General features: G+C 71.1%; 18 protein-coding genes and 1 tRNA gene. 12 read left to right on the top strand and 7 right to left on the bottom strand.

Features of this window, described 5'->3' with window-relative positions; genetic code table 11:
- The first annotated feature begins 152 nt into the window (after positions 1-152).
- A complete protein-coding gene (locus AB0B86_RS31155) occupies positions 153-2,357 on the top strand; it encodes a M48 family metalloprotease (RefSeq protein ID WP_357420311.1) in 2,205 nt (734 codons plus the stop codon).
- A 12-nt stretch (positions 2,358-2,369) separates the two neighbouring features.
- Complete coding sequence (locus tag AB0B86_RS31150; protein ID WP_357420310.1) at positions 2,370-2,762, top strand: hypothetical protein; 393 nt, start codon at positions 2,370-2,372, stop codon at positions 2,760-2,762.
- Between the two features lie 25 nt (positions 2,763-2,787).
- Here the strand turns inward: AB0B86_RS31150 and AB0B86_RS31145 are convergent, their stop codons facing one another.
- Positions 2,788-3,660, bottom strand: a complete 873-nt coding sequence (locus AB0B86_RS31145) for an aldo/keto reductase (protein WP_357410758.1) — start codon at positions 3,658-3,660, stop codon at positions 2,788-2,790.
- Between the two features lie 174 nt (positions 3,661-3,834).
- On the opposite strand from AB0B86_RS31145, the gene AB0B86_RS31140 reads away from it, so the two are divergent.
- The 3 genes from AB0B86_RS31140 (at position 3,835) to AB0B86_RS31130 (ending at position 6,937) form a co-directional block, all read left to right on the top strand.
- Complete coding sequence (locus tag AB0B86_RS31140; protein WP_357410760.1) at positions 3,835-4,200, top strand: YciI family protein; 366 nt, start codon at positions 3,835-3,837, stop codon at positions 4,198-4,200.
- Positions 4,201-4,607: 407 nt separating this feature from the next.
- Complete coding sequence (gene pyk / locus AB0B86_RS31135) at positions 4,608-6,056, top strand: pyruvate kinase (RefSeq protein WP_357410762.1); 1,449 nt, start codon at positions 4,608-4,610, stop codon at positions 6,054-6,056.
- On the top strand, positions 6,053-6,937 hold the full coding sequence (locus tag AB0B86_RS31130; protein ID WP_357410764.1) for an acyl-CoA thioesterase II: 885 nt from the start codon (positions 6,053-6,055) through the stop codon (positions 6,935-6,937). The genes pyk and AB0B86_RS31130 overlap by 4 nt, the downstream gene beginning before the upstream one ends.
- 46 nt (positions 6,938-6,983) lie before the next feature.
- On the opposite strand, the gene AB0B86_RS31125 is transcribed toward AB0B86_RS31130, so the two are convergent.
- Positions 6,984-7,652 (bottom strand): YceI family protein, encoded by a 669-nt coding sequence (locus tag AB0B86_RS31125; protein ID WP_357410766.1) that lies wholly within the window; start codon positions 7,650-7,652, stop codon positions 6,984-6,986.
- A 256-nt stretch (positions 7,653-7,908) separates the two neighbouring features.
- Here AB0B86_RS31125 and AB0B86_RS31120 point away from each other — a divergent pair, with 256 nt between their 5' ends.
- The 3 genes from AB0B86_RS31120 to AB0B86_RS31110 all read left to right on the top strand — a co-directional run bounded on the left by AB0B86_RS31120 (position 7,909) and on the right by AB0B86_RS31110 (position 12,122).
- Complete coding sequence (locus tag AB0B86_RS31120; protein ID WP_357410768.1) at positions 7,909-8,373, top strand: Rrf2 family transcriptional regulator; 465 nt, start codon at positions 7,909-7,911, stop codon at positions 8,371-8,373.
- Between the two features lie 274 nt (positions 8,374-8,647).
- Positions 8,648-9,607 carry a sulfite exporter TauE/SafE family protein gene (locus tag AB0B86_RS31115; RefSeq protein WP_357410770.1) on the top strand — a complete coding sequence of 320 codons (960 nt, stop codon included), beginning with the start codon at positions 8,648-8,650 and terminating at the stop codon, positions 9,605-9,607.
- Positions 9,608-9,848: 241 nt separating this feature from the next.
- Positions 9,849-12,122, top strand: a complete 2,274-nt coding sequence (locus tag AB0B86_RS31110) for a cellulose binding domain-containing protein (RefSeq protein WP_357410772.1) — start codon at positions 9,849-9,851, stop codon at positions 12,120-12,122.
- Between the two features lie 200 nt (positions 12,123-12,322).
- Here AB0B86_RS31110 and AB0B86_RS31105 read toward each other — a convergent pair whose 3' ends face one another.
- Both AB0B86_RS31105 and AB0B86_RS31100 read right to left on the bottom strand, forming a co-directional pair.
- The gene (locus AB0B86_RS31105; RefSeq protein ID WP_357410774.1) at positions 12,323-13,345 is read right to left on the bottom strand and encodes an LLM class flavin-dependent oxidoreductase; all 1,023 of its coding nucleotides are present in this window, start codon (positions 13,343-13,345) and stop codon (positions 12,323-12,325) included.
- A gap of 60 nt (positions 13,346-13,405) precedes the next feature.
- Positions 13,406-13,885: an Lrp/AsnC family transcriptional regulator gene (locus AB0B86_RS31100; protein WP_357410776.1), complete on the bottom strand. Its 480-nt coding sequence runs from the start codon at positions 13,883-13,885 to the stop codon at positions 13,406-13,408.
- 83 nt (positions 13,886-13,968) lie between these two features.
- On the opposite strand from AB0B86_RS31100, the gene AB0B86_RS31095 reads away from it, so the two are divergent.
- Positions 13,969-15,147, top strand: coding sequence for an aminotransferase class I/II-fold pyridoxal phosphate-dependent enzyme (locus tag AB0B86_RS31095; protein WP_357410778.1), 1,179 nt, complete (start codon positions 13,969-13,971; stop codon positions 15,145-15,147).
- Here the strand turns inward: AB0B86_RS31095 and AB0B86_RS31090 are convergent, their stop codons facing one another.
- The 3 genes from AB0B86_RS31090 to AB0B86_RS31080 all read right to left on the bottom strand — a co-directional run bounded on the left by AB0B86_RS31090 (position 15,148) and on the right by AB0B86_RS31080 (position 16,755).
- Positions 15,148-15,798, bottom strand: a complete 651-nt coding sequence (locus AB0B86_RS31090) for an NAD-dependent epimerase/dehydratase family protein (RefSeq protein ID WP_357410780.1) — start codon at positions 15,796-15,798, stop codon at positions 15,148-15,150.
- 93 nt (positions 15,799-15,891) lie between these two features.
- Positions 15,892-16,575 carry a transcriptional regulator gene (locus tag AB0B86_RS31085; RefSeq protein WP_357410782.1) on the bottom strand — a complete coding sequence of 228 codons (684 nt, stop codon included), beginning with the start codon at positions 16,573-16,575 and terminating at the stop codon, positions 15,892-15,894.
- Between the two features lie 97 nt (positions 16,576-16,672).
- A tRNA-Leu gene (locus AB0B86_RS31080) sits at positions 16,673-16,755 on the bottom strand.
- An 81-nt stretch (positions 16,756-16,836) separates the two neighbouring features.
- Here AB0B86_RS31080 and AB0B86_RS31075 point away from each other — a divergent pair.
- From AB0B86_RS31075 to AB0B86_RS31065, 3 genes are all read left to right on the top strand, one after another.
- Entirely contained in the window at positions 16,837-17,460 is a 624-nt protein-coding gene (locus AB0B86_RS31075; RefSeq protein WP_088991522.1) for a response regulator, read from the top strand.
- Between the two features lie 323 nt (positions 17,461-17,783).
- The gene (locus tag AB0B86_RS31070; protein WP_357420309.1) at positions 17,784-18,707 is read left to right on the top strand and encodes a hypothetical protein; all 924 of its coding nucleotides are present in this window, start codon (positions 17,784-17,786) and stop codon (positions 18,705-18,707) included.
- Positions 18,708-18,915: 208 nt separating this feature from the next.
- The gene (locus AB0B86_RS31065; protein ID WP_357410786.1) at positions 18,916-20,082 is read left to right on the top strand and encodes a branched-chain amino acid ABC transporter substrate-binding protein; all 1,167 of its coding nucleotides are present in this window, start codon (positions 18,916-18,918) and stop codon (positions 20,080-20,082) included.
- The last annotated feature ends 98 nt before the right edge of the window (positions 20,083-20,180 follow it).

The following is a 20,180-nucleotide window of genomic DNA, read 5'->3' as shown; positions in this document are numbered from 1 at the left end:
GGTCCCGACCGGACCACCCGCCCGGGGGTGCGACGGCGAATGTCGGGTGCGTGACGTTCCTGGGAAAGGGGGTGCCGGACGACAAACGTGCTCGATAGCCTGCTGCCGCTGTCCAATCGCGACAGACGTGACGTCCCGGAGGAGCAGCGCGCATGACCGAGCCGCACACCGTGCCGCCGGAGGGCACCCCGCCGACAGTGCCGCAGCTCGACGTACGGGCGGCCGAACCGCCAGCGAGCGCAGCACCGCCGTCGACCGGGGGGTTCGCCGACCGGCCGCCCGGCTACCCCAGCGCGCTGCTCTGGCTGCGCGCCGGGATCCTGCGGGACTGGCGGGGCGTGCTCGGCGCGTTCGTCGCCACCTGGTTCTACCTGCCGGTCGCGCTGCTCCTGGCGTTCTGGAGCGGTCTCGTCTTCGCCGTGATCGGCCTCTTCGCCGGCGGGTTGGGCGCCGATGACCAGGTGCCCCAGGTGTTGCGCGACGCCCCGCTGATCGGCTCCCTGCTGGAGGCGTTCCTGACCCGCTCCGGCGGGGTGCTCGGCGGGATGGCCGGCTTCGCCGCAGGCTTCCTGGTCGGCTTCCTCACCGTGTTCGTGGTGCCCTGGCTGGGCGCCGAGAACGGGGTGCTCACGGTGGCCACCGGTCTGGCCGGCACGGTGGCCGCGGCGGCGCTGATCGGGCTGCTCTACACCCTCTACCGGGTGCTGCTGGAACCGCGCCTGCTGGTCGTCTCCGGTGCCCGCCAGCCCAGCCGCCGGGAGTACGCGCGGCTGCGCCCCGTGCTTGACGAGTGCGCCCGGCGCCTCGGCCTGCCCAGCGTGCCCCGGCTGCTGATGGAGGACGACCCGGTCCTGAGCAACGCCCGCACGTACGCGCGGCACGTGGTGGTCACCACCGCCGTGCTGACCGAGCCGGACGACGAGGTCGCCGCGCTACTCAGCCACGAACTTGTGCACTGGCGCACCGGCGACGAGATCACCAGCGCCTTCGTCCGTGGGGTCGGCCTGCCGCTCACCCTCGCGCACGCCCTGCCGACCTGGCTGATGCGGACGTTCCCGCACCCGGGCACCAACTTCGTGGTCTTCCTGTTCTTCTGGCCGGTGCTGCTCACCATGCGCTACGTGGTGCTGCCGCTGCACGCCCGCGACGTGCGGGCTGCCGAATACCGGGCCGACCTCGGCGCCGTGCTCACCGGGCACATCGACGGCATGCGGCGCGTGCTGGAGCGGCGGCTGTCCTTCGAGACCGGCCGCAGCGGCTGGGACGAGGCGGTCTGCGCCACCCACCCGCCGCACGAGCTCCGGCTCGACGCCCTGGAGCGGGCGTCGGTCGCCGGGGTGTCCGCCGGAGCGGACCAGCCGGTCACCGCCGAGCGGCTGTTCGGCCACTCCGGTCCGGTCGGCACCCGGCGCACCTGGCTTTTGGTCGGCGCCCTCCTGCTGGCGGCCTGCGTCGGCACCGGCGGGCTCGGCGTGGTGCAGTGGGCGTTCTTCCGACCGCAGGCGACGATCGACGGATATTTCTCCGCGCTCGCCGACCGGGACAGCGACGCCGCCCTCGGCTTCCTCAACTATCCGATCGGTGACGCCGACCGCAAGCTGCTCGGCCAGCTGCTGCGCGGCGAGGGCTACCGGCCACCTACCGACATCGACATCACCAAGCTGGAACGCAACGGCGACCGCGCCGACGCCACTGTCACCTACCGGTTGGCCGGCGAGCGACGCACCGCCGGTGTCACGCTGCACCGCGCGGACGAGGCCACCGCCGGGCTCTTCCACGGCTGGCGGTTGAGCGGTGGCCTGACCTCGCTCGACACCCCGTTCGCCGGCCCCGGCGCGCAGCTCAACGGCGTGGCGCTGCCGGGCGCCGCCGACGGGCCCGCGGTGCTGCTGCTGCCCGGTGAGTACGCCGCGACCGGCCCGGCCAGCGCGCTCAGTGAGACGCCGGGGGAGACCGTGGCGGTCGGCCCGGAGCAGGGCAGCGCGACCCTCCAACTGGCCCCGGTGCTCAAACCGGCCGCCGGCGAGGCCGTCCAGGCCCAGGTCCGCGCGTGGTTGGACGAGTGCGCCAAGCAGACGGTCGCCGCACCGCCGGGCTGCCCGTTCCGCTACTACGGGGGCTCCGCGCAGAAGGTCACCTGGAAGATCCTGGAGTACCCGCAGATCACCGTCGAACTGACCGACCCGGCCAGCGCGCGGGTCGCCACCCCGAACGCGACCCAGGGCAAGGTGCAGGTAAGCGGCACCAACACCTACTTCGGTGGCGACTCACCGTTCACCGACGAGGACGAGTTCACCGTCACGGGCACCGCCACCGCCGACGGGGACACCGTCACCTTCCGCCCCACCACCAACTGACCGGGAGAGACAGTGACCGACAGCGACTCCGTCGCGCGACACCCCGTACGGCTGACCATCAGTCCGCGGCACCGGCAGCCGCCGCCGATCAGCCTGCTCGACTGGATCCGGCGCAACCCGCAGTACCAGCCGGTGGTCCGCCAGGCCGGCGGCGGCGGGGGTCGGCCGGGCTTCACCGACGCGGTCCTCATCGCGGTGCTGGCGCAGGGGCTGCTCCCGGGCCTGTTCAACCTGTTGCAGTCCTGGGTCGACCAGCAGCGCACCGAGGCCAGCGTCCGGATCCAGGCCGGGGACACCGAGGTGGAACTACAGGTGAGTGGACGCACCGACTCGGCTCGCCTGCTGGCCCAGGCGACCGAGGCGCTGCGGGCCGCCCGGGAGCCTGGCCCGGACACCGCCGACTGAAACCGGCGGTGTCCGCACCGGCCGGTCAGCTCGCCTTGGCCAACGACTCGAATTCGTCGTCGGTGAGCCGCACGTCGGCCGCGCCCACGTTCTCCTCCAGGTGCGCCACCGAGGACGTACCGGGGATCGGCAGCATCACCGGCGAGCGGCGCAGCAGCCAGGCCAGCGCGAGCTGCGCGGGCGACGCGCCGTGCTCCGTGGAGATCGCGTCCAGCGGGCCGCCCGGCTTGGCCAGCTCACCGGTGGCGATCGGGAACCACGGGATGAACGCGAGGTCGTTGCGCTCGCAGTACTCGAGCACGTCCTCGGCGCTGCGGTTCGCGAGGTTGTACAGGTTCTGTACGGAGGCGATGTCGGTGATCGCGCGGGACTCCTCGATCTGCGCGACGCTCACCTCGGACAGCCCGATGTGCCGGATCTTGCCCTCCTGCCGCAACAGCGCCAGCTCACCCAGCTGATCGGCGAGCGGCACCTTCGGGTCGATCCGGTGCAACTGGTAGAGCGGAATCGCGTCCAGGCCGAGGTGCCGCAGGCTCAGCTCACACTGCTGGCGCAGGTACTCCGGGCGACCCAGCGCCCGCCAGTCGCCCGGCCCGGAGCGGCTCAGCCCGGCCTTCGTCGCGATGACCAGGTCGTCGGCGTACGGGTGCAGCGCCTCCCGGATCAGCAACTCCGAGACGAACGGCCCGTACGAGTCCGCTGTGTCGATGAACGTCACGCCCAGCTCGACGGCCCGGCGCAACACCCGCACCGCCTCGGCCGGGTCCTTCGGGTCGCCCCAGACACCGGGCCCGGTGATCTGCATCGCCCCGTAACCGAGCCGGTTGACCGTGACGTCACCGCCGATCCGGTACGTGCCGGACGCCTTCGCGGGTTGCTCACTGATGTTTGTCGCCATTGGTAGATCATCCCCCGTGGCCCGGCCGGCACACCGGCTGTCGCCCGAGTGTGTGCGCGGCCACGTCATCCGCCCCGCCGGGACCAGTTGCCGGCAAGCGCCCGGTACGGCCCGGGCGTACGTGCGACGCTGGCGGGGCCGGTGCCGTTCGGCGCGACGGCGGAGGGAGCACCCATGGCGGGAGTGCCGCAGGTCAACTTCGCGCTCGACACGTACGAGTGCATCGTGATCTACCCCGGCGCGGCCGGCCGGGTCCTGCCCGCCGAGACCGTGCAGCGGTTGCAGTCGGAGCACGCCGAGCACATGCAGGCGTTGCAGCGCAGCGGCATCATCCTGGTCGCCGGCTCGATCGACGGGCCGGCCAGCAACCCGGAGCCGCCGATCGGCTTCGGGCTGGCCCGCACCGGCAGCGTCGACGACGTCCGCAGCGTGCTGGAAGCCGACCCGGCGGTGCAGGCCGGGCTCTACCGGGTGGACGTGCTGACCTTCCTCTGCCCGGCCGGGTCGCTGGAGTTCCCCCTGATCAAGACCGAGAGCTGAGCTGTCGCCCAATCGACGGTTGTCGTGATGGCGACGGCGCTCGGCGGTGTGCCGGTGTTACTGTCGCGCCCTGCCAGGGCCGCCGCCGGGGCGCACCCGGAAGCGCGGGGTCGGGCCCCGGTCGAGGAGTCGCCATGATCTCCGCTACGACCCCCGTGACCTGCTCACCGCGGTGCCCACCCTGCCGCCGGAGGGACGCCCACGGTGAGCCTTCCCCGGGAGCACCCCGACGGCGCACCCCGGCGGAGGCGTACGATTCCCGGCGCGCGGTCGCCGTTGCCCGTCGCCACAACGTTCCCGGTGCGGTTCCGCCCGCCGGCCCGACGCGCACCGCGCGTCGTTGGACACATGTTCCGCTGCCTGCAATGGGTCGGCCCCGAGTCCGACCTGAAGGAGAGACTAGCCTGATGGGCGTGACACGCCGCGCGAAGATCGTCTGCACTCTTGGTCCCGCCACCTCGTCCCCGGAGCGCATCCGGGGTCTCGTCGAGGCCGGCATGAACGTGGCGAGGCTCAACTTCAGCCACGGCAGCCACGCCGACCACGAGGCGGTCTACCGACTGGTCCGGGAGGCGTCGGAGGCAGCAGGTAAGCCCGTCGCCGTCCTCGCCGACCTGCAAGGCCCCAAGATCCGGCTCGGTCGGTTCGCCGACGGCCCCCACGAGTGGCGCACCGGCGACTCGGTCGTGATCACCGGCGACGACATCCTCGGCACCAAGGATCGGGTCTCCTGCACCTACCGCAAGCTGCCGCAGGAGGTCAAGCCCGGCGACCGCCTGCTGATCGACGACGGCCGCGTCGCCGTCGAGGTCACCGACGTCACCGGCAACGACATCCGCTGCCTCGTCACCGAGGGCGGCCCGGTCTCCAACAACAAGGGCGTTTCGCTGCCCAACGTGGCGGTCAGCGTGCCCGCCATGTCGGACAAGGACGCCGAGGACCTGCGCTTCTCCCTCGGGCTCGGGGTCGACCTGGTCGCGCTCTCCTTCGTCCGCTCGGCCGAGGACATCAAGCTCGTCCACAACATCATGGCCGAGGAGGGCGTGTTCCGCCCGGTGCTGGCCAAGGTCGAGAAGCCGGAGGCGGTGGATCACCTGGAGGCCATCGTGCTGGCCTTCGACGGCGTCATGGTCGCCCGCGGTGACCTCGGTGTCGAGATGCCGCTGGACGAGGTCCCGCTGGTGCAGAAGCGCGCCGTGCAGCTGTGCCGGGAGAACGCCAAGCCCGTCATCGTGGCCACCCAGATGCTCGACTCCATGATCGAGAATTCCCGCCCCACCCGGGCGGAGGCCTCCGACGTCGCCAACGCCGTGCTCGACGGCGCGGACGCGGTGATGCTCTCCGGCGAAACCAGCGTCGGCAAGTATCCGGTGCTCACCGTCAGCACCATGGCCAAGATCGTGACGACCACCGAGGCCGGTTCCATCGGGGTGCCGCGGTTGCAGCACGACCCGCGGACCCACGGTGGCGCCCTCACCGTCGCCGCCTCGTCGATCGCCCGCGCCATCAACGCCAAGGCCCTGGTCGCCTTCTCGCAGACCGGTGACACCGTCCGACGGCTGTCCCGCCTGCACTGCGACCTGCCGCTGCTGGCGTTCACGCCGGTCCCCGAGGTGCGCGACCAGCTCGCCCTCACCTGGGGCGTGGAGACCTTCCTGATGCCGTTCGTGCAGCACACCGACGACATGTTCCGCCAGGTCGACCAGGCGCTACTCGGCCTCGACCGGGCCAACCCCGGTGACTACGTGGTGATCGTGGCGGGCAGCCCGCCCGGCACCCCCGGCTCGACCAACACGCTGCGCGTACACCAGCTCGGCTCGCTTGTCGACGCGGCGTCGGCGCGGGCGCTGCAGTGAGCGACGGTCGGGTCGCGGTCGGCCAGGCGGCGGTCGACCAGCTGCTGGAAGTGCTTGACCTCGACCCGACCGGGGCCATGGCCTTCCGGGGGATGAGCCCCCCGGTCGGCCCACAGCGGGTGTACGGCGGCCAGGTCGCCGGTCAGGCCCTGGTCGCCGCCGGCCGCACCGTCGACCCGGAGCGGTTCGTGCACTCGCTGCACGGCTACTTCGTCCGCCCCGGCGATCCGGTCGAGCCGATCGCGTTCCAGGTGGAGAACATCCGCGACGGCCGGTCCTTCTCGGTCCGCCGCGCGGTCGCCCTCCAGCACGACAAGCCGATCTTCTTCATGTCGGCGTCGTTCCAGCGGGCCGAGGAGGGCCTGGACCACCAGGTCACGGCCCCGCTCGACGTGCCGCCGCCGCAGGACGTCCCGACGATGACCGACCGACTCTCCCGGTACCCGGAGCGGCTCGGCATCTGGGGGCAGATCCCGCGGCCGATCGACGTCCGCTACGTCGGTGAGCCCGGTTGGGTCCGTCCCGGCGACCGGCCGGCCGACCCGCACCAGCGCGTCTGGATGCGCATCGACGGCAAACTGCCTGACGATCCGCTGCTGCACGCCTGCGCGCTCACCTACGCCTCGGACCTCACCCTGCTGGACTCGGTGCTCTCCGCACACGGCGAGGTCTGGGGGCCGGGTGGGCTGGTCGGCGCGAGCCTGGACCACGCGCTCTGGTTCCACCGGCCGTTCCGGGCCGACGAGTGGTTCCTCTACGACTGCCTGAGCCCGTCGGCGTCCGGCGCTCGCGGGCTGGCCACCGGCCGGATGTTCACCACCGACGGCCAGCAGATCGCCAGCGCCGTCCAGGAGGGTCTGCTGCGCCGGGTGGGCGCCTGACGCCGACGCGGCGTCCCCGCCAGTCCCCGGGTGGTGCTCGCGCCGCTCAGGCCTGGTGGATGGCCTCGCCGGCGATCTCGATCTGCACCGTCTTGCCGACCAGGACCCCGCCGCTCTCCAACAGCACATTCCAGAGCAGGCCATAGTCTTCGCGGTCGATCTCGGCAGTCGCGCTGAATCCGAAGATGTTCTGCCCGTACGGATCACGACGGGCGCCCCCGAAATTCACCTCCAGGTCGACGGCCCGGGTGATTCCTTTCACTGTCAACTCACCGGTCAGCACGAATCGCCCGGGTGTGCCCTCGGACTGCGGCGGGACAATCGGACTCCGGCCGCGTCCACCGAGCCGGTGGTTGCGCAGGCGGGCCCATTGAAAGATGGGCGCCTCCTGGCCCTGCCATTTGATTCCGGTGCTTCGATATTCGAGGGTGGGATAGCGTTCCACATCGAGGAAGTCGGCACTCTTCAGATGGGTGTCCCGGTCGATGCTGCCGGTGGTGATACTCGGCGCGGAGACGGTCGCCGTCACCGCCGAGAGCAGCGGATCCTCCGCCACGACGATCTGCGCGGTCGCCTCGGCGAACTCGCCACGCACCGGGCTCACCATCATGTGCCGGGACAGGAAACCGATCCGCTTGTGCGCCTGATCCAGAAGATAGGTGCCGGCCACCGGGATGGTCATGCCATCCCAGGTGCGTGTGGCGATATCGGTCATCGTGTTGCCTTCCCCCGATGTGTATCAATGTGCTTCCCGGCGCCGCTGCGGTGGTCTGGCGATCGCGCCCCCGCCCAGCATAAGGACGCCCCACACCGGCATTCCGTCACCCACCTTAACGGTGGATCATGGCGCGCTTTGACTGGTCCTCGTCGACGTCCGGAACCGACGTGAATGGCACGCCTTTCATCGATGCTTATTCGATCGGCCGAGGGTCGCCCGTCCGGCCGGTTGAGCGGGGGCTAACCTTGCCGACATGCGCCTCTCCGCCCGGGTCGACTACGCCCTCCGCGCGGCCGCCGAGCTTGCCGCGACGGCCAGTGGTCCTGGGCGCGGCCGGCCCGTCACGGCCGACCAGATCGCCCGTGCCCAGGAGATCCCGCCGAAGTTCCTGGAGAGCATCCTGCTGCAACTGCGTCGGGGTGGCATCGTGCACGCCCAGCGCGGCCCGGAGGGTGGCTACTGGTTGGCCCGCCCGGCCGAGGAGATCTCACTCGCCGAGGTGATCCGGGTGATCGACGGACCGCTTGCCCACGTTCGCGGGCAGCGCCCCGAGCAGCTCGGCTACCACGGCCCGGCGCGTGCCCTCCAGGAGGTCTGGATCGCACTACGGGCCAGCGAACGGGAGATCCTGGAGCTGGTGAGCGTCGCCGACGTGGCCGCTGGCACGCTGCCCGCGCGGATCACCGAGCTGGTCGCCGACCCGCGCGCCTGGATCTGAGCGCAGGCTTCCAACCCCGGCCCGGGTGCCCGTCCCGACCCGGCCGGTCCGCGTGCGGCCGGCCAGCCCCGCCCGGCCGGCCTGCCCGTCTGCCCGGCCCACCCGTGCCCGGGTGTCCGCCGTGGCCCGCGCCATGCCTGGCGCACGGTTCGCACTGACCGCGTCGCGTCGCATCGGCGGCGTCCCATCCACCGATCTGAGGCTTGACCCCGGGCCCTCGGTGCCGCATTGTCGACCAAGTCGATAGGAGATGCCGAAAACTCAGGGGGCGCTCGTGCGCAAGCTGCTGGTTCTCGCTCTGGTCGGGCTCGTCGCGCAGCTGATCGACGGCTCGCTCGGCATGGCGTACGGGCTGACCTCGTCCACTCTGCTGCTGGTCGCCGGGGTCGCCCCGGCCGCCGCCTCGGCCTCGGTGCACCTGGCCGAGATCGGCACCACGCTCGCCGCCGGTGTCGCGCACTGGCGCTTCGGCAACGTCGACTGGCGGGTGGTCTCCCGCATCGCCCTGCCCGGCGCCATCGGTGCCTTCGTCGGTGCCACAGTGCTCAGCTCGATCTCGACCGAGGCCGCCGCGCCGTGGATGGCCGGCATCCTCTTCACGCTCGGCGCGTACCTGCTGGTCCGCTTCGCCCGACCGCTGCGCACCGACCGGGCCGGCGGCCGGCTCCGCGGACGTTTCCTCGGCCCTCTGGGCCTGGTCGCCGGCTTCGTCGACGCCACCGGCGGCGGCGGGTGGGGCCCGGTGGCCACCCCGGCACTGCTGGTCTCCGGCCGCATGGAGCCCCGCAAGGTGATCGGCTCGGTGGATACCGCCGAGTTCGTGGTGGCCGGTGCGGCGAGTGTCGGCTTCCTGATCGGGCTGGGTTCCGAAGGGTTCCTGTTGCCGACCGTCGCCGCGCTGCTGATCGGCGGGCTCATCGCCGCCCCGCTGGCCGCCTGGCTGGTGCGCATCGTGCCCGCCCAACTGCTCGGCGCGGCGGTCGGCGGCGTGATCGTGCTGACAAACGCCCGCACGCTGATCCGCTCCGCCGGACTCGACGGCCCGGTCCGCCCGGTCACGTACGCCCTGTTGGCCGCCGGCTGGTTGGCCGCCCTGGTGTTTGCCGTGCGCGCCCTTCGCCGCACCCGCCGGGCCCGCGCCGAGGTCGCCAAGGCCACCGAGGCCACCGTAAGCGCAAGATCGCGGCCGTCCAGCCTCGTCGATCATGGAGTTATGGCGCCTGACGTGCGGTGATCCGGGCACTTTGTCACCCACCACGATTCCATGATCGACGAGGCAGGAACAACGATCGTCGATGTTGCGGGACGGAAAGCGCTTGCCTTACGATGCGCGGGGAGTCGGATCCGCGGGTGCCAGGGCGTTCACCCCCGATCAGATCGCCGTCCGCCGCCGCAGCGGCGGGACGGGTCCACCGCGCGTTCCGGGCCGGGCCGGTGGGCCGCCGCGATCACCTGCGGATCCTCGGAGGCAGTGCATGCACCCGTCCAGACATCGGCTGATCCTGCTCGCCGGAACGACGGCGGCCGCCGTCGTGGCCGGCACGCTCGGCACGGTGGTCGCCTCGGCCGCCGCTGTCGGCTGCCGGGTCGACTATCAGATCACCAACCAGTGGCAGGGCGGCTTCGGCGCCAACGTCACGGTCACCAACCTCGGCGACCCGGTCGACGGGTGGGCTCTCACCTGGTCGTACGCCGCCGGGCAGCAGGTCAGCCAGGCGTGGAGCGCCGCCGTCACCCAGTCCGGCGCCCAGGTCACCGCACGTAACGTCGACTACAACGCCGCCATCGCCACAAACGGCAGCGCCGGGTTCGGCTTCAACGCCTCGTGGACCGGCAGCAACCCGGTGCCGACAAGCTTCGCGCTCAACGGCACCACCTGCACCGGCGCGCCGGCCACCGACGGACCGACCACACCGGCACCGACCACGCCACCCCCGACCACCCCACCGCCGACCACGCCACCCCCCACCACGCCGCCACCGACCACCCCGCCACCGGCCGGGGCGAAACAGCTGGAGAACCTGGACCGAGGGTTGATAAGCGTTCGCTCCGGCAGCGGCAACCTGGTCTCCTGGCGACTGCTCGGCACCGAGACCTCCGGGGTGGCGTTCAACCTCTACCGGGGCTCGACCCGGGTCAACGCCAGCCCGATCACCGGCGCCACCAACTACCTCGACGACGGCGCGGCGGCCGGCTCGGCGTACACAGTGCGGGCCGTGGTCGGCGGCGTCGAGCAGGCGGCGTCGGCGCCGGCCCTGCAGTTCGGGGCGGGTTACCTGGACGTGCCGTTGCAGGTCCCGGCTGGTGGCACCACGCCCAGCGGGGAGACCTACACCTACAGCGCCAACGACGCCTCCGTCGGGGACCTCAACGGCGACGGCAGCTACGAGATCGTGCTGAAGTGGGACCCGTCGAACGCCAAGGACAACTCCCAGTCCGGCTACACCGGCAACGTCTACGTCGACGCGTACACCCTGACCGGCACCCGGCTGTGGCGGATCGACCTGGGCCGCAACATCCGCGCCGGCGCCCACTACACCCAATTCCAGGTGTACGACTACGACGGCGACGGCCGCGCCGAGGTGGCCATGAAGACCGCCGACGGCACCCGCTCCGGCACCGGTCAGCTCATCGGTTCGTCGTCGGCGGACTACCGCAACTCCAGCGGCTACGTGCTGTCCGGCCCGGAGTACCTGACCATGTTCAACGGCCAGACCGGCGCGATCGCCTCCACAGTCAACTACGACCCGCCGCGCGGCACTGTGTCGTCCTGGGGTGACTCGTACGGCAACCGGGTGGACCGGTTCCTCGCCGGCACCGCCTACCTGGACGGAGAGCGCCCCTCGCTGATCATGGCCCGGGGCTACTACACCCGCGCGGTCATCGCGGCCTGGGACTTCCGCAACGGCACGCTTACCAAGCGCTGGACGTTCGACTCGAACTCCTCCGGCAACGGCGCCGCCGCCGGCCAGGGCAACCACCAGCTCTCCGTGGCCGACGTCGACGCCGACGGCCGCCAGGAGATCGTCTACGGTGCCGCCACCATCGACGACAACGGTCGGCTGCTCTACTCCACGGGCAACGGGCACGGCGACGCCCTGCACGTCGGCGACCTCGACCCGGGCCGCGCCGGCCTGGAGGTGTTCAAGGTCGACGAGGACGCGAGCAAGCCCAGTTCCTGGTTCGCCGACGCCCGTACCGGTCAGATCCTCTGGTCCACGCCGGCCTCGGGTGACAACGGCCGGGGTGTCTCCGCGGACATCTGGGCGGGCAGCCCCGGTGCCGAGTCGTGGTCGTCGGCGGTCAACGGGCTGGCCAACACCAGGGGTCAGAACGTCGGCCGCAAGCCGTCCTCGGCGAACTTCCTCGCCTGGTGGGACGGCGACCCGGTGCGGGAGCTGCTCGACGCCACGAAGATCGACAAGTACGGCACCGGTGGCGAGACCCGGCTGCTCACCGGCAGCAACGTGGCGTCCAACAACGGCACCAAGTCCACGCCGGCGCTCTCCGGCGACATCCTGGGCGACTGGCGTGAGGAGGTGATCTGGCGGACCACCGACAGCCGGGCGTTGCGCATCTACAGCACACCCACCCCGACCAGCACCCGGATCTACACCCTGATGCACGACCCGCAGTATCGGGTGGCGATCGCGTGGCAGAACACCGCCTACAACCAGCCGCCACACCCGGGGTTCTTCATCGGCGACCAGATGGCCAGCCCACCCACCCCGAACATCTATCTACGTTGATCTGACCCCTGGTGGTCCCGACCGGGGTCGCCTAGGGTGGCAGGCACCGGGCCGCAGCCGCGGAATCCGCTCAGCTCCGGCCCGGTGCGCCACACCGCGGCATTCCCGACCCGTCCCGACCGGGAATGCCGTACCACCACCGGCACCAACATTAGGCAGCGTCGGGGTCGCTGGGGTGACGCTGACGTGAAGATCGTGTTTCATGCCTCCCGGCGCAGACCGCCCGCCACCTGCTCGGCGATCAACTCGTACGACCGCACCCGGTCGGCGACGTCGTAGACGAGCGTGGTCAGCATCAGCTCGTCCGCGCCGGTGCGCTCCACCAGCTCGGTGAGCTGCCGGCGTACGGTCTCCGGCGAGCCCATCGCCTGACCGTCGCGGCGTTGCAGGACGAACTCCCGCTCGATCTCGGAGTACGGGTACGCCGCCGCCTCGTCGGGGGTCGACAGCGGCTCCGGCCGTCCGGAGCGCAGCTTCAGGAACGACAACGCGCTCGGCCCGGCCAGCCACTCGGCCCGCTCGTCGGTCTCCGCGCACACCGCGTTGACCGCCACCATGGCGTACGGCTTGTCCAACCACTGCGACGGCCGGAAGTTCTGCCGGTACAGGGCCAACGCCGGCAGGGTGTTCGCCGAGCTGAAGTGGTGCGCGAAGGAGAACGGCAGACCGAGCAGGCCGGCGAGTTGGGCGCTGAACCCGCTGGAGCCCAGCAGCCACACGGCCGGCTGCTCGCCCCGACCCGGGGTGGCGACGATCTGCCCCGGCTTCTCCCCGCTGAAGTAGTTCATCAGGTCCGCCAGCTCGCGGGGGAAGCCCTCCGCGGACAGGCCCTCCATGGTGCGCCGCAACGCCAGCGCGGTCACCTGGTCGGTGCCGGGGGCCCGCCCGATGCCCAGGTCGATCCGACCGGGGTGCAGCGCCTCCAGGGTGCCGAACTGCTCGGCCACCACCAGCGGCGCGTGGTTGGGCAGCATCACCCCGCCCGAACCGAGGCGGATCGTCGACGTGTTCGCCGCCAGGTGCGCCAGCAGCACCGCGGGGGCCGAACTGGCGATCGCCGGCATGTTGTGGTGCTCGGCCACCCAGAACCGGCGGTAGCCCAACTCCTCGGTGCGTCGCGCCAACTCGGTGGTGGCTTCCAGGGCCGCGCCGACAGTGGTGCCCTTGGCGACCGGGGCAAGATCAAGAACAGACAACGGTACGGTGATCACACGCTTGGCCAACCCGTCGGCGGCCGGCTTTGTTCCGACCTGCGGATTTTCGTCGGCCAGCTCACCCGCTGCTCAGCCCATCCCGCGCGCCTGCTCGAAGATCAGACTGGTCTGGGTGTGCTGCACCACAGGGTCGACCGCGAGGTGGTCCAGCACGAAGTCGCGCAGCGCGTCACCGGACGCCGCCCGCACGTGCAGCACGTAGTCCTCCGCACCTGCCACGTGGAACACCGAGACCACCCCCGGCAGCCGCACCGACCGGGCCCGGAAGGCGTCCACCGCCGCCCGCTCGTGCGCGGTCAGCCGCACCGACACCAGCGCCTGCAACGGCAGGCCGAGCGCGGCCGGGTCCACCTCGGCGTGGAAACCGCGGATCGCGCCCCGCTCGCGCAGCGTCCGGGTACGGGTCAGACACGTCGACGGGGCCACCCCCACCCGCTCGGCGAGGGCGTTGTTCGGCAGCCGGCCATCGGCGGCCAACTCGGTCAGGATCGCGCGATCCACCTCGTCCAGGGCCGGGTACGGCCGCAGATCGTTCGGCGCAGGAGACATTCCGCCATCCTCGCCCGAATCCTGAACCGAAACCAGCGGCATCGACAGAATCATCTGCCGAGGCATTGCCTGTCGGACGGTAGATGTTCGACGCTACCGGCATGACAACGATGGACACCCGGGCCGTACACGCCGGTCGTGACGACCTCCGCACCCTCGGTGTGCACGTACCGCCCATCGACCTGTCCACCACCAACCCACTGCCCTCGGTCGAGGACGGCGGCGCCGCGTACGAACAACTCGCCACCGGTGGCACCCTGCCCAGCGAGGGCGGCGCCGTCTACCAACGGCTCTGGAACCCCACAGTCGCCCGGTTCGAAACCGCCCTCGCCGAGTTGGAGGGCACCGCGCAGGCCGTCGCCTTCGCCAGCGGCATGGCCGCCCTCACCGCCACGCTGCTCGCCGCCGCCCGCGACGACCGCCGGCACGTCGTCGCCGTCCGACCCCTCTACGGCGGAACGGACCACGTCCTCGCCACCGGCCTGCTCGGCACCACAGTCACCTGGGCCCGCCCCGACGAGGTCGCCGCCGCCATCCGCCCCGACACCGCGCTTGTCATCGCCGAGACGCCCGCCAACCCCACAGTCGACCTGGTCGACATCGCCGCCCTCGCCGCCGCGGCCGGCGACGTCCCACTGCTCGTCGACAACACCGTCGCCACCCCGGTCCTGCAACAACCCGCCCGGCACGGCGCCACCCTGGTCCTGCACAGCGCCACCAAGAGCATCGGCGGACACGGCGACGTCCTCGCCGGCGTCGTCGCCTGCGACGCCGACTGGGCCGCGCGACTCCGTCAGGTCCGCGCGGTCACCGGCGCGATCCTGCACCCGCTCGGCGGCTACCTGCTGCACCGCGGCCTACAGACCCTGCCGCTGCGGGTCCGCGCACAACAGGCCAGCGCCGAGAAGCTCGCCGGCTGGCTCGCCGACCACCCCGCCGTACACCGGGTGCACCACCCCTCGGTGCACGACCCGGCGGCGCTCGTCGGCCGGCAGATGGCCGGACCCGGCAGCCTGCTCGCCTTCGAGGTACGCGGCGGCGCTCCCGCCGCGGCGACCGTCGCCGGCGCCTGCCACCTCATCACCCACGCGGTGTCGCTCGGCGGCGTCGACACCCTCATCCAGCACCCGGCGTCGCTCACCCACCGCCCCGTCGACGGCGACGCGAAACCCGCGGCCGGCCTGCTGCGTCTCTCGGTCGGCCTGGAAGACCCCGAGGACCTGCGCGCCGACCTCGCCCAGGCACTCGACACGATCGCCTGATCAGCGCAGTTCGCGGTTGCCCAACACCCGGATCGGGGAACCCTGCCGAGCCACCCGCAGCATCGCCCGACCGATCCCGTCGGTAGTGGTGACCTGGTTCGGCAGCAACCGACGCAGCACCGGGAACAGCGGACGCGTCACCGCGTAGCCGATCCGGTAGCCGCGGATCCGCGACACCGCGCCGTAGGTCGGCTGGATGAACCCCGGACGCGCCGCGTAGCCGTTGGGCAGCAACTCCATGATCGCGTTCTCGGTACGGCCCTTGACCCGCGCCCACATCACCCGACCCCGACCCGACGAATCCGTCCCGACCCCCGAGACGTAGACGAAGGTGACCTGCGGGCTCACCTCGGCCAGCAACCGCGCCGCCGCGAGCGGGTAGTCGTAACTGACCCGGGTGTACGCGGCCTCGTCCAGACCCAGCGAGGACACCCCCAGGCAGTAGAAACACGCGTCCACGCCGGTCAGCTCGGCGCGGAGCGACGCCAACTCGCCCACGTCCGCGACTGTCAGCTCCCGCAGCTTCGGATCGTGCCGACCGGTCGGCCTCCGGCCGACGGTGAGCACCTCCCGCACGTCCTCGGCGAGCAGCGCCTCCCGCAACACACCCTGGCCGACCATGCCTGTCGCACCGAAGATGACCACCCGCATCAGCATCCACCCCTGTCGTCGACCACTCGGCTCATCCTGCTCGAAGGCGTGGTGTTCCGGACAACCGAGCGTCCCACCGGCGCGCCAGCGGGATCAGCACTTCGGGCCGACGTGCCGGTCCAGCGTGGCGACCGCGTCGCGTCGCGCCACCGACAGCGAGTTGCGCCGGTTCATCCGCCAGGCGACGCCCAGCAGGTCGAGGCCCCACTGGCAGAGCCGCATGATGTCGGCCGACTCGTTGACGAACATGTAGCGCGGATAGACGTACGCCTTGCCACGCACTGTCACCCGGTTGGCTGTTCGGCATCCGTCGGAGTGGAAGAGCCCGCGCAGGAAGCTGCCGGGATGGACTTCGAGAATCCGCCGTTGCCAGTCGGTCAGGACGATAGGTCGCTCGTGCTTCCTGCCCGGACCGTGCTGTGGCAGCAGGCACGGCCAGTGGGTGCCGTAACTCTGCACGCCGACGCAACCCTGTTTCTGGACCCGTTGCACCTTCGACGCCAGCACGGCTCGCATGGCCGTGTCGCACGCCTCGATCAACCCGGGCCACGCATGGGAACAGTAGATGCGCAGCACCGGGACGCGTGCCGCTGTCACCAGGTGGCCGTCGCCCAGGTAGAGACCGAGCAGGTAGGCGTAGGCGGCGAGGTCGGTCGGATTCTGGACATCCGGCCGGCACCGGAAGCACCGTAGCTCCGTGCCGCGCTTCACCGGCTCGGGTCGATCGACGCACCAGTGCCAGACCGTGGCATACGGCAACGAGAGCGTGCGAGCCACGGAGCGGACGGTGTGTCCGCGTGCGTGGAGAGCGCGGGCTCGTGCCCGTAACTGCGGTGGGTGCATCCGCACATCATCGAACAGGTGTATGACAAGGTGCCGGGAGCGGGATTCGAACCCGCAAGCCCTTTCGGGCAGAAGTGTTTGAGACTTCCGTGTATGCCGTTCCACCATCCCGGCGGGTGCCGCTTACTGTACCCGACTACTCTCATGCGGGAGCATGGGTGGTAGCCGTGCAGTGATCGATGGTGGGAGTGGCTGGTGGCTGAGATGCCGACGGATGCCGAGCGCAGGCGCGTGCTGATCGCCGAGGACGAGGCGCTGATCCGGCTGGACCTCGCCGAGATGCTTGTCGAAGAGGGTTACGAGGTGGTGGGGGAGGCCGGCGACGGTGAGACAGCCGTTCGCCTCGCCGAGGAGTTGAAGCCCGATCTGGTCATCCTCGACATCAAGATGCCGATCATGGATGGGTTGGCTGCCGCCGAGCGGATCGCCGGGGCCCGGATCGCGCCGGTGATCATCCTGACCGCGTTCAGCCAGCGTGATCTGGTGGAGCGGGCGCGGGCGGCAGGCGCGATGGCGTACCTCGTGAAGCCGTTCCAGAAGAGTGACCTGGTCCCGGCGGTGGAGATCGCGCTGTCGCGCTACTCCGAGGTCGCGGCCCTGGAGGCCGAGGTCGCGAGCCTGACCGACCGTCTGGAGATCCGCAAGGCGGTGGAGCGGGCCAAGGGCGCGTTGATGACCACGTACGGGATGACCGAGCCGCAGGCGTTCAAGTGGATCCAGCGCACGGCGATGGACCACCGGATGACCATGAAAGAGGTCGCCGAGCGGATCCTCGCGGAGACCGCCGGCGGCGAGGTGTCGCAGCAGCCGACCGTCTGATCGCTGTCAGGTGCTCGGCGGCGGGCGAACGGATCGATAGCATCACCCGCGTGTCGGTCCGACGTGTGGTCGCGGTGTCCGGAGTTGCCCTCACGCTGCTCGCGGGCTGCCCGTCCACTGAGGACCGGCGCCCGCCCGAACCGGTTCGCCCACGGTGGGCGTTGGCGGCTCTGCCGGTGCCCCCGGGTCCGCCGGGTCGGCTCATCGTTCGTGACGTGACCGCCTGTGCGGGTACGTGGTACGCGGTCGGTGCGGTGGGTGCGCCGGACGGCGCAACCCGGCCGGCGGCCTGGCGGAGCGTGGACGGCCAGGATTGGGCTCCTGTGCCGTTGCGACCGATCAGTTACTACGGCGAGCGGGCGATCCTCTACGCCGCCGGCTGCCACCAGGGCCGGATCGCCGTCATCGGCGCCCGCGCGGGTGGCGCGCACGGCAACCCACGGGTGCGGACGTGGCGGCCGGACACCGACGGTGCGTTGACCGAGGTGCCGGCGGAGTTCGAGCTGTACGGCGGACCGGACGCGGTGAGCGCGAGCCGCATCGCCGGTGGTGCCGCCGGATGGCTGATCGCGGGTGCCCGGACGGGCGGGGCGGCGGTGTGGCGTTCCCCGGATGCGGCCGGCTTCGCGTTGGTCGACGACGCTCCCGGGCTGGCAAGTGATTCGGGGCTGACCACCATCGCGACGGATGCGCTCGCGGTGCCTGACGGCTGGTTGGTCGGCGGCGCCGGTCGGCCGGCGGATCGGGCCGACCGTGATCCGTTCGTCTGGTCGTCGGCTGACGGTCGGGCGTGGACGCGCCTGGCGTTGCCGGCGACGGACGCGGACGAGATCGTGCAGCGTCTCGTCCGGGTGGGTGCCGTCGTGCACGCCCTCGGGGTGCGGGGGAGCGGCTTCCAGGCGTGGGCGTTTGAGCCCCGGGCCGGGTCGCCGGGGACGGCGACGGGTGCCGGCCAGTGGCGGGCGGTGGCCGGGTTCGGGGCGACCGGCACCGGCGCGGTGGCCGGGGTGGAGGCGGTCGCCGGCGGTGCTGGTGTGCTGCTGGCGATGACTGTGGCAGCCGATGGGCATCGGCTGTGGCGCTCCGCCGGGGACGGCGCGTCGTGGTTGCCGGTGGCGCTGCCGGCGGAAGTTTCCGCTGGTGGGGACACGTCGGCGGCGGTTACGGCGCAGGACGGTCGGATGGTTGTCACGATCGACGACGGGGTGGCGGCGAGACTGTGGTTCGCCCCTTCCGGGCCCGTCTGACGAGTTGTCGACACCCGCCGATGTGACATCTAAACGCGAAGTTCCCCGCCGCTGGTAACGGTTGAGTCAATGCCGCCTACGACACCTTACGGTGAGTAGTGCTTGTGGGATAACGTCCCGCCCCAGACCGGGTGAACGGTCCGGTCCGTTGTCGCCTCGGCGTTCTGCCAGGCGCCGGCGGGCTTCTGGACGGAGGAGGGTTCCAGCCTTGAGGCAAAACTTCGTGCGCGTCCTCGGCAGCGTCGCCATCTTGGCGCTTGTTGCCGGCGGCGCCAGCGCATGTAAGAAGGACGAGGGCACGTCGGAAGGTTCCGCCAACAAGGCGTGCGACCTCAAGATCGGTTTCTTCGGTGCGCTCTCCGGCGCCGACGCTGGCCTGGTCACCCCGATGAAGCAGGGTGCCGACCTGGCCGTGGAGAAGTACAACGCGGAGAACGCGGACTGCAAGGTCACCGTTCAAGCGTTCGACTCGCAGGGCAAGGCCGACCTGGCCGGTGGCCTCGCGACCAGCGCGGCGGCCGACACGAAGATCGTGGCGATGGTCGGCCCGGCGTTCTCCGGTGAGAGCGAGGTCGCGCTGCCGATCTTCGACACCGCGGGTCTCGCCGTGATCAGCCCGTCGGCCACCCGGCCGAGCCTGTCGGAGAAGGGCTGGAAGGTCTTCCACCGTGGCGTGGGCAACGACTTCTCCCAGGGCCCGGCGGTCGCCAGCTACATCAAGAACGTGCTGAAGTCCGACAAGGCGTTCGTCATCGACGACCAGTCGGCGTACGGCGCGGGTCTGGCCGACGAGGTCAAGAAGGGCCTCGGCCCGGTGGTGATCGGCACCGACAAGGTGGTCGACAACGCACAGGAGTTCGGTGCGCAGATCTCCAAGGTGAAGACCAGCGGTGCCGCTGTCCTCTTCTACGGCGGTTACACCGAGGAGGCCGCGCCGTTCCTCAAGCAGCTGCGCGCTGCGGGCTGGACCGGCACGTTCATCGGTGGTGACGGCATCAACGACGCCAACATGCTGTCGGTGGCCGGTCAGAAGGACGTCGAGGGCACCATCGCCACCTGCCCGTGTGGGCCGGCGACCGCGGCCAAGGGCACCTTCGTGACCGACTTCAAGGCCAAGTACAGCGTCGACCCGGGCGTGTACGCGGACGTGTCGTTCGACCTGGCGAACATCTACCTCGAGGCGATCAAGGCCGGTAAGACCTCGCGCGCCGACATTCAGGCGTTCCTCTCCTCCTACAACAAGGCCGGTTCCGCCTCGGGCGTGACCTACAAGTGGGAGCCGAACGGCGAGCTGGACCCGGCGCAGGTCAAGGTGTGGGCGTTCAAGGCGAAGGCCGGCGCGTGGGCTCCGGACGTGGAGGTCCCGAAGGCCTGATCCCGTTGGGGTCACAGGTTGAGGGCGTGACGAACAGAGCTGTTTCGATGCGGCCGGGGTGTGTAACCCCGGCCGCGTCGGCTCAGCGCAACACCCTT

The organism is Micromonospora sp. NPDC049047 (assembly GCF_040649135.1).
Lineage (GTDB): Bacteria > Actinomycetota > Actinomycetes > Mycobacteriales > Micromonosporaceae > Micromonospora.
This window is presented reverse-complemented; position numbering and strand designations above follow the sequence as displayed.